This window comes from Cypionkella sp. (assembly GCF_030652235.1).
Classification (GTDB): Bacteria; Pseudomonadota; Alphaproteobacteria; order Rhodobacterales; family Rhodobacteraceae; genus Cypionkella.
In genome coordinates this window covers 1-10,925 of the sequence record NZ_JAUSBA010000030.1, presented here as the reverse complement: position 1 = coordinate 10,925, position 10,925 = coordinate 1, and the positions used below count along the sequence as shown (strand labels likewise).

At 60.1% G+C, this 10,925-nt stretch carries 11 protein-coding genes, 1 tRNA gene and 1 pseudogene; 5 read left to right on the top strand and 8 right to left on the bottom strand.

Annotated features, from left to right (window positions below; all coding sequences use genetic code 11):
- Positions 1–135 precede the first annotated feature (135 nt).
- From Q7V03_RS09150 to Q7V03_RS09140, 3 genes are all read right to left on the bottom strand, one after another.
- Positions 136–651 (bottom strand): hypothetical protein, encoded by a 516-nt coding sequence (locus Q7V03_RS09150; RefSeq protein ID WP_304925291.1) that lies wholly within the window; start codon positions 649–651, stop codon positions 136–138.
- Entirely contained in the window at positions 585–1,802 is a 1,218-nt protein-coding gene (locus Q7V03_RS09145) for a site-specific integrase (RefSeq protein ID WP_304925290.1), read from the bottom strand. Before Q7V03_RS09145 ends, Q7V03_RS09150 begins: the two co-directional genes overlap by 67 nt.
- Before the next feature lie 181 nt (positions 1,803–1,983).
- Positions 1,984–2,073: transfer RNA gene (locus Q7V03_RS09140), tRNA-Ser, on the bottom strand.
- Between the two features lie 175 nt (positions 2,074–2,248).
- Here Q7V03_RS09140 and Q7V03_RS09135 point away from each other — a divergent pair.
- Genes Q7V03_RS09135 through Q7V03_RS09115 form a run of 5 tightly spaced genes read left to right on the top strand, consistent with a single transcriptional unit; the run spans position 2,249 to position 7,101 of the window.
- Positions 2,249–3,685, top strand: coding sequence for a phospholipase D-like domain-containing protein (locus Q7V03_RS09135; protein ID WP_304925289.1), 1,437 nt, complete (start codon positions 2,249–2,251; stop codon positions 3,683–3,685).
- A complete protein-coding gene (locus Q7V03_RS09130; RefSeq protein WP_304925288.1) occupies positions 3,682–4,389 on the top strand; it encodes an endonuclease/exonuclease/phosphatase family protein in 708 nt (235 codons plus the stop codon). Before Q7V03_RS09135 ends, Q7V03_RS09130 begins: the two co-directional genes overlap by 4 nt.
- Complete coding sequence (locus tag Q7V03_RS09125; protein ID WP_304925287.1) at positions 4,389–5,519, top strand: patatin-like phospholipase family protein; 1,131 nt, start codon at positions 4,389–4,391, stop codon at positions 5,517–5,519. The genes Q7V03_RS09130 and Q7V03_RS09125 overlap by 1 nt, the downstream gene beginning before the upstream one ends.
- Before the next feature lie 16 nt (positions 5,520–5,535).
- Complete coding sequence (locus tag Q7V03_RS09120; RefSeq protein WP_304925286.1) at positions 5,536–6,282, top strand: acetoacetate decarboxylase; 747 nt, start codon at positions 5,536–5,538, stop codon at positions 6,280–6,282.
- A gap of 24 nt (positions 6,283–6,306) precedes the next feature.
- Positions 6,307–7,101: a 3-hydroxybutyrate dehydrogenase gene (locus tag Q7V03_RS09115; RefSeq protein WP_304925285.1), complete on the top strand. Its 795-nt coding sequence runs from the start codon at positions 6,307–6,309 to the stop codon at positions 7,099–7,101.
- 24 nt (positions 7,102–7,125) lie between these two features.
- Here the strand turns inward: Q7V03_RS09115 and Q7V03_RS09110 are convergent, their stop codons facing one another.
- The 5 genes and pseudogenes from Q7V03_RS09110 to Q7V03_RS09090 all read right to left on the bottom strand — a co-directional run bounded on the left by Q7V03_RS09110 (position 7,126) and on the right by Q7V03_RS09090 (position 10,747).
- Positions 7,126–7,560 (bottom strand): DedA family protein, encoded by a 435-nt coding sequence (locus Q7V03_RS09110; protein ID WP_304925284.1) that lies wholly within the window; start codon positions 7,558–7,560, stop codon positions 7,126–7,128.
- A 446-nt stretch (positions 7,561–8,006) separates the two neighbouring features.
- A pseudogene (locus Q7V03_RS09100) lies at positions 8,007–8,120 on the bottom strand (transposase); the annotation flags it as partial.
- Positions 8,121–8,418: 298 nt separating this feature from the next.
- A complete protein-coding gene (cobA, locus tag Q7V03_RS09095) occupies positions 8,419–9,342 on the bottom strand; it encodes a uroporphyrinogen-III C-methyltransferase (RefSeq protein WP_304925283.1) in 924 nt (307 codons plus the stop codon).
- Complete coding sequence (locus Q7V03_RS23850; protein ID WP_370651096.1) at positions 9,339–9,770, bottom strand: (2Fe-2S)-binding protein; 432 nt, start codon at positions 9,768–9,770, stop codon at positions 9,339–9,341. The genes cobA and Q7V03_RS23850 overlap by 4 nt, the downstream gene beginning before the upstream one ends.
- Positions 9,701–10,747, bottom strand: a complete 1,047-nt coding sequence (locus Q7V03_RS09090; protein ID WP_370651095.1) for a molybdopterin oxidoreductase family protein — start codon at positions 10,745–10,747, stop codon at positions 9,701–9,703. Before Q7V03_RS09090 ends, Q7V03_RS23850 begins: the two co-directional genes overlap by 70 nt.
- Positions 10,748–10,925 lie beyond the last annotated feature (178 nt).

The window sequence follows — 10,925 nt, the reverse complement described above, 5'->3', positions numbered from 1 at the left end:
AGGACTTCGCCACACAATGGCTATGGACTTACAACAACGACCGCCCGAACATGGGCATAGGCGGCATCACACCCGCCCAGAAACTGAAAACGGCCGCCTAAGTTCTACAAATGCACCCCGTCAAAAATGGGGGGATTACCCGTGAATGGCTGCGTAAACGCCTAGGCCGAACGTTGTCGTTCCTTCGCGGTCAGGAACTTTCAGCCTTACGCCAGAATGCTCCATCAAAGGTAGGATCGCGCGCCGTCTGAGGCCGGAAATCATCGTGCAAACTGCCCTCAACTCATCCAGCAATACCAGAAGATCCTTGGGCCGCGACAATTTTACTTTGTGCCGAAGGGAGTAGCGCACCAGCGTTTCCCGCATGTTTTCCATGCCAGGGTCGGCCTGCAGAAACCCCCGAAATGCTGCCGCAGCATCCTTTTCATTCCTGCTGGCCAGCGTGCGTTCAACTTCTGCGACCCACTTGGGCGAATTCGTCTCATAGATCCGCAGATGTTCGTCGGCGAACGGCTCCATCGCCTCGGTGAAGATTTCGCTGATCGCAGCCATCGAGTAGCGATCATCATCCGAGCTTTCATCGTTCATTTCGCCACCTTTTTCAGTTGTACGACATTGCTGGCCTTTGGCTCGGTCAGAAAGCCAGCCCATGCTTCCATCAGCGCCTTTCGTTTTTCGAAGAGGTCGCCGCGCCGGTAGGCGGCTTCGGTCTTGTTGGCGACGGCATGGGCCAGCGCCATTTCGCAAACTTCTGAGGGGAAATTGGTTGTCTCAGCCGACCAGTCGCGAAAGCCGGATCGAAAGCCGTGCACCGTGAAATTCAGCTTGGCGCGTTTCAAAAGGCCCAGCATCGCCATGTTGCTCAAGGGTGCGCGCAGGCTTGGCCCGGGGAAAACCCATTCGGCATGTGCGCCCTGCACCTCGCGCAGCACCTCCAGAACTGGATCGGTCAGAGGCACGCGATGGGCGCGTCGGGCTTTCATGCGCTGGGCAGGGATGGTCCACAGCCCCGCCTCCATGTCGATCTCCTCCCAGCGCGCCCCGATCACCTCGCCGGTGCGAGCGGCGGTCAGGATCGCGAACCGCAAAGCGAGGACAGAGAAACCACGCTTCTGCTCCAGGCTGGCCAGGAAGGCGGGGACTTCGCCATAGGGCATAGCGTTATGATGATCGTCGGTTGATTTGGTGTGGCGCGGAAGAATGTGGTCCAGCTGACCACGCCACCGGGCCGGATTCTCGCCCGTGCGCAGCCCCTTCACCTTGGCCGCATCCAGCACCTTCTCAATCCGCATCCGGATCCGGCGCGCAGTTTCGGGCCGCGTCTGCCAGCAGGGCTTCAGAACCGCCAATACGTCATCGGTGTGAATTTCCGAGATAGGGCGCGACCTGATCTTCTTGCAGTAGCTGTCGCTCAGGGTCATGTGCCACTGGGCGATGTGCTTGGGATTGCTCCATCCCGCCTCATGGTCCTTGATGAACGCATCTGCAAAATCGCCGAAGCTGACCGAGGCAATTTCGCGCGCGGCCTCTTCTTCCCGTTTTTCCACCTTGGGGTCGATCCCGTTGACCAGCAGCTTGCGCGCTGCCGTGGCCTTCTCGCGCGCCTCGGCCAGTGTGACGGTCCCGGCGGACCCAAGGCCCAGTTCACGGTTCTTCTTGGTGCTGATCGTGTAAAGGAAGGTCCATCGCTTTGCGCCGGTGGGCGAAACCCGCAGATAAAGGTTGCCACCATCGGCATATCGCCCCGGATCCTTGAGCCCCGCGACCGTTCGCGCGGTTAGCAGATGAAGCTGGCGAGTCATGGTCCCGAACCCTCCTTCGCACTAGGCGTCCTAGCTCCTGTCCTAGCCTAAAACCGGGATTCAGGCAACCTGAGGGAGACTCGGCGGGACGCCCGGAAACCGAAAGTGCGCACAAGGCACGGAAATCATTGGATAAAATAACTCAATGCGGGACTGTGCGGGACTGCCAGAAACAGGGAATTGGCGGAAGCGGTGGGATTCGAACCCACGGTACGGTTCCCCGTACGCTAGTTTTCAAGACTAGAGCCTTAAACCACTCGGCCACACTTCCAGACTGGGGCTGCATCAAGCCCGCGTAACCGCCAGCCCTGCATCCCGAATAAGCGGCTGATAGCATTGTCTGCCGGGAATTCAAGCGACAAGACGCAGCGCAGCACTACTTGGCACTCAAACCACGTTTTCGTGCTTATTGGAAACACGGCCTTGCGATTGCCCAGCAGAGGGTCATGTTGCGGCAGACAAAGCTGCGCCGAGTCTTGCGTGCGGCAACGACGATCTTGGTAGCTTGTTTTGCGGGTGTGAACGGAGGCAATGCGGTGATCTGGCTGGCTTCCCTGTCCCTTCTCGTGCTGGGTGTCGTGATGGTCAGCCTTGCGATGCTGTTGGTGGTGCAGCAACGCCGCTCGCCACAATCAGCTGCAGCTTGGTTATTGTTCATTCTGCTGCTGCCCTATGTGGCGATCCCAGTATTTCTGGCGCTGGGGTTTCGCAAGCAAAGCGCGCGGTTTCCACCGATCAGGTTTGGCCCGATGCGTCAGGTCATGCCCACACCGCAACCCGTCGCAAAGGCTTTGCTAGCTTTCGGAATTCCTGCCGCCTCGGATGGCAACGGTCTGGTTCTGCATTTTACACCGGAAGTCGCCTGCGCGGCGTTGTTTCGCACCATTGCGCAGGCAAAGATCCGGCTCGATATCACCTTTTACCTGCTGGACGACGATGCCTCGGGGCGCGATTTCATCGAAGCCTTGATCGAACGGGCGCTAGCAGGGGTTGCGGTTCGGCTGATCCTGGATCGGCTGGGCGCGCTGCATCGCCCGAAAGCCGCATTAGGGCGGTTGTGCGCAGCAGGGGGCGAGGTGCGGTATTTTTCGCCCTTCCTGCATCGGGTCGGCAATGGCCATCTCAATCTGCGCAATCATCGCAAGATGGTGGTTGCGGATCTCGCCGATGTTTGGGCGGGCGGGCGCAACATTGGCAATGCTTATCTTGTGAAAGGGCAGGATTGGATCGACCTCAGCTTTAACCTGCAAGGTCCGGCGGTGCAGAGCTATGTCGACATGTTTTCGGCTGATTGGGATGTGATTGGTGCTGCGCACGGGGCACTGATCGCGCAAAATGCGCCCGTAGGGACTGTCACCGCGCAACTGGTGCCGTCTGGGCCCGACACCCCCGACGATGCGCTGCACGACGCGCTGGTTTGCGCCATTCACCGCGCCGAACACTCGGTCTGGCTGACCACGCCCTATTTCCTGCCAACCGAGGCGTTGCTGCAAGCTTTAGGCACTGCGGCGCGGCGCGGGGTGGATGTTCGGATTATGCTGCCGCAGAGATCGAACCAATGGGTGGCCGACCTTGCCCGCGGCGCGTATCTGCGCGATTTACATGCGGCGGGCTGCGGGATTTTGCGGTTGCGGCAGGGCATGCTGCACGCCAAGGCCGGGATGATCGACGATATGGCTTGGGTCGGCTCGGTGAATTTCGATGTGAGATCCATGTTGTTGAACTTTGAATCTGCCCTGATGCTTTACGATGCCGCCACCGTCACCGCCCTACGCGACTGGTTCGGGGCAATGGAGCCGCGCTGCGCCCAAGGCGTTGTCAGATCAAGCCTGCCCCGCCGTTTTGTCGAGGGAGTTTTCCGGCTGGGAGCCCCAATATTGTGACGAAAATTTCTCTGCGCATCGCCACCTACAACATCCGCAAGGCGCTTGGTAACGACCGCCGCCGCGATCCTGAGCGCACTATGCGGGTGATCGAGGCTTTGGATGCCGATATCGTGTTGCTGCAAGAGGCTGATATGCGGCTGGGTCTGCGCCCGGCCGCCCTGCCCGCCGCGTTGTTCGAGGGCTGCGGCTTTCGCCCGGTGATTTTCGCGCATGGTCGCGACAGTCTGGGCTGGCACGGCAATGCCATTCTGCTCCGCGACAGCATTGAGCTGCTGACCACCGCCCACATCGACCTGCCGGGGTTAGAGCCGCGCGGGGCGGTGATGGTGGATCTGCGCTTTGAAGGTCGCGACATCAGCGTGATCGGCACCCATCTGGGCCTGATCCGTGCATCGCGTCGCCGTCAACTGGCAGCACTGCGCGCCTTCGCTGGTCATTCGCAGATAAGCGCCCGCCTGGTGGCGGGGGATTTCAACGAATGGTCCGGCCTGTCACATCTGGCAGGCCTCGGCCCTGACTTCCGGGTGTTACCAAGCCCGCCTACGTTTCACGCGCGTAAGCCAGTGGCCGCTTTGGACCGCATCGCGTTGACTGATGATTTCACCCTGCGCGACATCAGGGCCGTTCTGACGCCCGAGGCCAGACGCGCCTCGGACCATCTGCCGCTTGTGGCTGATCTGACCTTGAAGGGAGCCTCGTGATGGCCCGCACCCCCACTAAATCTGATGTCAGTTCCGAAGAATGTGTCACGCTTGTGCTGCAAGGTGGGGGCGCACTCGGCGCCTATCAGGCCGGAGCTTATGAAGGGCTGGCGCACCAAGCCCGCCATGTTTCTTGGGTGGCGGGTATCTCGATCGGCTCAATCAATGCCGCCATCATCGCGGGCAACGCGCCACATCAACGTGTGGAAAAGCTGCGGGAGTTTTGGGAGCAAGCCAGTTCTAAATCCCTGCCCGCCACCCTGCTGGACGGCATCTGGGCGCGGGCATTGCTGAACCAGTTCAGTGCCTCGGCCACCACGCTGGCTGGCGTCCCCGGCTTTTTCGATCTGCGCTTCCCCCCTGCCGCTCTGATGCCAGAGGGCGCCACAGGTGCGAGCAGTTTCTATGACACTGCCCCCCTTCGCGCCACGCTGGAACGTTTGGTGGATTTTGACCGCCTCAACAATGGCGAGGTCCGCCTCAGCATTGGTGCGGCCAATGTAGAAACCGGTAATATGACGTGGTTTGACACCGCCAACCAACGCATTGGCGCTGAACACATCATGGCCTCTGGCGCGCTGCCGCCGGGCTTTCCGGCGGTTAAGATTGATGGAGCCTATTATTGGGACGGCGGCCTCGTCTCCAACACGCCCTTGCAATATGTGATGGACGACCAGAAATCGCAGGCAGATCTCTGCGTGTTCCAAGTTGATCTGTTCAACGCGCGTGGCTCGCTGCCCACTTCGGTCTGGCACAGTGACGTGCGCGAGAAGGAAATCCGCTTCTCCAGCCGCACCCGGTTTAACACCGATATGATGCGCCGGCTGAATGATATGGGTACGGCAGCACGCCGACTTTACGACAAGCTGCCGCCCGAGATGAAATCCGACCCCGACGCGCAAGCGCTGGTCGCAGGCAATTCCGACCCGCGCATCACCATCGCACACCTGATCTACCGCCCGACAAAATATGAAGGGGGCTCAAAGGATTACGAATTCTCCCGTACCTCGATGCTTGACCATTGGCAGGCCGGAAAAGCCGACGCAGAGCATACCGTCAATCACCCCGACTGGAAAAACCGTCACCGTGCGACCGAATGCGTGCAGGTGTTTGACCTTTCCAATCGCTAACCCAAGGACGCGTCCCATGAAAATCGCCGACGTCACCAGCCGCGCTTTCGCGATGCCCCTCACCAGCCCGTCCTATCCCAAAGGTCCCTACCGCTTTGTGAACCGCGAGTTTTTCATCGTCACCTACCGCACTGATATGGAAGCTCTGCGCGCCGTGGTCCCCGAACCCTTGCAAGTCATCGACCCGATCGTGAAATACGAATTCATCCGTATGCCCGACAGCACGGGCTTTGGCGATTACACCGAAACCGGGCAGGTGATCCCGGTCGAATTCAACGGCCACAAGGGCAGCTACGTACATGCGATGTTTCTCAACGATGACAGCCCCATCGCGGGCGGGCGTGAGATTTGGGGGTTTCCGAAGAAACTCGCCGAACCCCGTATGCGCGTTGAAAAAGACACCCTCGTCGGCACCCTTGATGTCGGCTCGGTGCAGGTGGCATCCGCAACGATGGGCTACAAGCCCCGCGCGATTGATCCCGCGAAGGTGCTGGAAAGCCTGCAAGCTCCAACCTTCCTGCTGAAAATCATCCCCCATGTCGATTGCACCCCGCGCATCTGCGAATTGGTCGAATACTCGCTGGAAGACATCACCGTCAAAGGCGCATGGGAAGGTCCCGCCGGGCTGGAGCTGCACGATCACGCGATGGCCCCGCTGACGCAACTGCCAGTGCGCGAAGTGCTGTCTGCCACCCATATTTTAACCGACCTAACGCTTGGTCTGGGCCGCGTGGTGCATGATTACCTCGCCCCCAACCGCTAACCCCTTCACCACAGGAGCCTGAACATGTCCTTCCCCATGAGTCTGAACGGCAAAGTCTGCGTCGTCACCGGATCCGCCAGCGGTATCGGCAAAGCCATTGCCGAACGCTACATCGCCGACGGTGCAAAAGTTGTCATCGCCGATCTGCGCTTGGATGCCGCCCAAGCCACCGCTGCGGAACTTACCGCCAAAGGCCCTGGCACGGCGCTTGGCGTTGAGATGAACGTCACCGACGAGGCCGCAGTTAACGCTGGCATCCAACAGGTGATTGACCAATGGGGCCGGATCGACGTGCTGGTGTCGAACGCAGGCATCCAGATCGTGCATAAGCTAGAGGAATTTCCGTTTGACGATTGGAAAAAGCTGCTGTCGATCCATCTCGACGGCGCGTTCCTGACCTCCAAGGCCTGCCTGCCGCATATGTATAAGGCCGGGTCAGGCTCGATCATCTTCATGGGTTCAGTGCATTCCAAAGAAGCCTCACCGCTGAAATCGGCCTATGTTACAGCGAAACACGGCCTGCTCGGCCTCGCCCGTGTGATCGCCAAGGAAGGTGCCGAACATGGCGTGCGCTCCAACGTGATCTGTCCCGGCTTTGTGAAAACTCCGTTGGTCGAAAAGCAAATCCCCGAGCAGGCCAAAACCTTGGGCATTTCAGAAGAAGACGTGGTGAATAAAATCATGCTCGGCGGCACGGTTGATAAGGAATTTACCACGGTTGAAGACGTGGCCGAAATCGCGCATGTCTTCGCCGCCTTCCCGACCAATGCGCTGACCGGCCAGTCAATGATTGTCAGCCACGGCTGGTTTATGGAGTAACTCACAGGCAACAGGCTCAAGCCGTTACGGCTTGGGCCCTCTGCCCAAACGCAAATAGCCCCCCAACATGCCCAGAAAAGCCAGTGTTACCAGCACCGAAGCGACCAACCCGATATGTCGCCCAATAAACGGCAGTATCGTCGCCGAATGTCCAAAGTTATAGGCGAGGATGGTCCAAAATCCGACCCAAATCGCCGCACCCGCCGCATTGGCGCCTAGAAAGCTCAACCAGTGCATATTGGCTGTGCCCGCCACTAAGCTATTCAGCTGCCGCAACAGCACCCCAAACCGCGCAGTAATCACCATCAGCGGGCCATATCGCGCGAACACCGCTTCCACTTTGGCATAACGACTTTCCGTCACCCTAAACCGCGCACCAGAGCTGGTCACCACCGCCCGGCCATATCTGCGGCCAATGAAATATGCGATATTGTCGCCCAGCACCACGCCATACGGCAACCTTGCTGGTTCACGGTGCCAGGTCCGTCGTGCGCGTGGCAGTCGGCAAGACCGATGCGCTCAGCCGGTGGATCAATGCGTTGCGCGAGCGGCGCGGTGTCAACCGAACGATCGTAGCAGTCGCCAACAAGAACGCCCGCATCATCTGAGCGATGCTGCGAATAGGTATGGAATTCCAGCCCGCAGCCTGAGGCTGAGATGAGGATTGCAAGGAGATCCAAGAAATGTGCCATCTTTGCGAATTCGGGCCGGCAAGATCCGGTGTGTGAGGAACCTGGCTTTTTTAATGTCCCTTTGAGGCCGACCACTTGTCGAGGCTCACCACGCGGAATTCCCATTTGGGCGCACCGATATCCGGTGACGCCGGATAGATGTTCGCAACCGGGGAAAAACGGTCAGATCAGATCGATGAAAACCTTGCAAAGGGAGAGACGTCCATAGATTTCAAACGACGCGTTTCTTATGCCGTGCGCCCGGCACAACTCGGCCACCGGCATGCCGCCTTCAGCCTGACGCAGGATCGCGAGGATCTGCAACTCTGTGTATCTGCTTGTTTTCATTCAGAATCTCCTCATGAATCTTGCCGACAAAATTCTACCTATGCAGCCCCTTTCTTTCGGGGGGATTACCCTTTCAAGTGGCGATATAGGCCAGATCGCGCTCCCACGCGCGCAATGTGTTCTGCGGCGTGCCACGCTTTTACAGCGCAGAAAGCTCCGCCTCATCCTCGGCGGAAAGCTGGACATAAGACGGTAGAGGCTGACGGGCTTTCATCATGGTCCAACGTGGTTGCGAAACGACTCTGGCCGGCCATCCCGCCAGATCAAGAGTACCGATAACCGCTTGTGGCCCGGATGATCATCGCAGATCGGCATTGCGGTGCGAAATCCGTTCTATCAAAATCGGTAACCAAACTGACGCCGCAACGCCATTGACCCGCGACGCGCCAGAGGGCGCATCAGTCAGCGTCCAACGGATCAGCAAGATCGCTGGATTGAGGTTCGGATGCTGCGCGCAAAGCGATTCCAGCCCATCCAGACGGCAGTGAAACACCTGCTCCTCCTGGGTCTGCGCTTTTGAGATCACCTGCACGGCACAATCCGCAGGCCAGCCCGCGCCCAGCAAGCCTTTCCTGATAGATGCTGCCTGCGACACCCCCATATAGCAGGCCAACGTGGTGCCCGGCTGCGCCGTGGTGGTCCAATCCTGCGCACCATCGTGGCGCAGATGGCCGGTGGCAAGGATCAGCCGTTCGGTTTGGCCACGCTCGGTCAGAAAGCTTCGGGCCGAAGCAGCCGCAGCACAGGCCGAGGTGACACCTGGCACGATCTCCCATTCCACCCCGGCGGCATTCATTGCATCGGCTTCCTCTGCCCCCCGGCCAAAAATCCCCGGATCGCCGCATTTCAACCGCACCACCTGCTGCCCAGCTTGCGCTGATTGCACCCGCAACGCGTTGATCTGGGCCTGCGGCATCGCGTGGCAGCCGGGGGCCTTGCCAACATAGATCAGGCTCGCCCCTTTGCGCGCACGCTTCAGCAAAGCCGGATCGGCGAGGCGATCATAGTAGACCACATCGGCGGCTTGCAGACGCTTCAATCCCCGCAAAGTGATCAGATCAGCCGAGCCGGGGCCCGCGCCGACAAGACTGACGAAGCCTCGTTTGGCGGCTTTTGTCTGGAGGGTGATATGTGTCGTGCTGCCGTTTGGCAGGCGCGCTTGCCAAACTCGAAAGGCAAGGACCAGGTGTGCAAACAACGGCTTGGGCGCAAGGGTGATCATTCGGCAGCCTCTGGCAGTTTGAAACGGGTGAGCAATCCGGCGAGTTCTGGGCGGCACGATCCGCAGGATGTGCCGGCGCCCAAGGCCTCACCCAAGGCGGCAACACTCAGCGCGCGGCCCGATTGGATCGCCGCGCGGATGGTGTTGATCCCGACATTCAGGCAGGCGCAGACCGTGGCACCTGGGTCGGGCATATCGGCGCGCGGGCGGCCTGCAAGGATCGTGGGTTTGGCCTCATTCAGACGACTGGCAAGGTGATCGCGCGCGACCGCGACGGGGCTGGGGCCTGCGAACAGCGCGGCGAGCAATCGACCCTCGGCATGGAACGCGATGCGGGCAAGCCCGCGTTTGGCGTCGATCACGGTCGCAACTTCGGCATTGGGCAGCGCGAACAGGATGCGGGCGTATCGGGTCCAATCCTCTGGCACCGCAAGCCCCCGGGAACGCGCGCGCGCGCCCAGTATTCTGCGGCGGGGTGCAGCGGTGCGGCGCTGACCGCAAAGCCGAACCAGTGCGCGGGGTAAAGTCGGGCTGCGACAGCGGCGGCTTTGCTTTCGGGTTGGCCTGAAACCGGGTCCACAATGCCGGGCACCAAAGCGTCAATCCGGGCGGCAGAGGCGGTCTCGGCCGTCCAGTGCATCGGTGCAAACACTTGGCCGGGGGCGGCGCTCTGGCTGATCAGGGCGCGTAGGATGCAATGGCCATGCCCATTAGAAAGTTCAACCAGATCATCGGATTGTATGCTCAAGCCTGCGGCATCTTCCGGGTGAATCTCCACGAACGGTTCCGCCAAATGTTGACTGAGGCGCGGCGATTTTCCGCTGCGGGTCATCGTGTGCCACTGATCGCGGATACGCCCGATGTTCAGGCGGAAGGCATGTTCCGGCGTCAGGGCTTGCGGCGCGCGCGGGGTGATCGGCAGCATCCGGGCGCGGGAGTCGGGGGTGTGGAATTGCCCGGTGGCGAAGAACCGACCTCCCTTTTGGCGCAAATTCTGCGGCCATGTGAACGGGGCGAGATCATCGTAACCGGTCCTGCTCAAAAGGGCGAGATCGGAGATATCGAAGTCGCTGCCGAGGTTTCCGGCAATGCCAGACAACGCAGCGTATTCAGCGAAAATCTCCGCCTCGGTTTCCCAAGCAAAGGCTTGCCCATGCCCCATCCGTCTGGCGACTTGCGCCAGTATCCACCAATCTGGGCGGGCTTTGCCGGGGCGTGGCAGAACGCTGTGCTGGCGGCTGATCGTGCGGTCAGAATTGGTAACGGTGCCGTCTTTCTCACCCCAGGCCGTCGCGGGCAGCAGTACATGCGCCAACCGCGCAGTATCGGTTTCTGCCGTAATATCGCTGACCACGACGAAGGGGCAGGCCTTGATCGCAGCGGCCACGGCATCAGCATCGGGCATGGTGACGGCGGGATTGGTGTGGATGATCCAGATGGCTTTAACAGGCCGCTGAAATAGTCGTCCCTCGACGCGGTTTGAGGAACGTGATTCACTCTGGGCAAGGCAATGTCGGGGGGTTGGAATGCGCGGGATGGATGAGAAGAGCGGCTCGCTGTTCAGCTATGTCGATCTTGAAGAT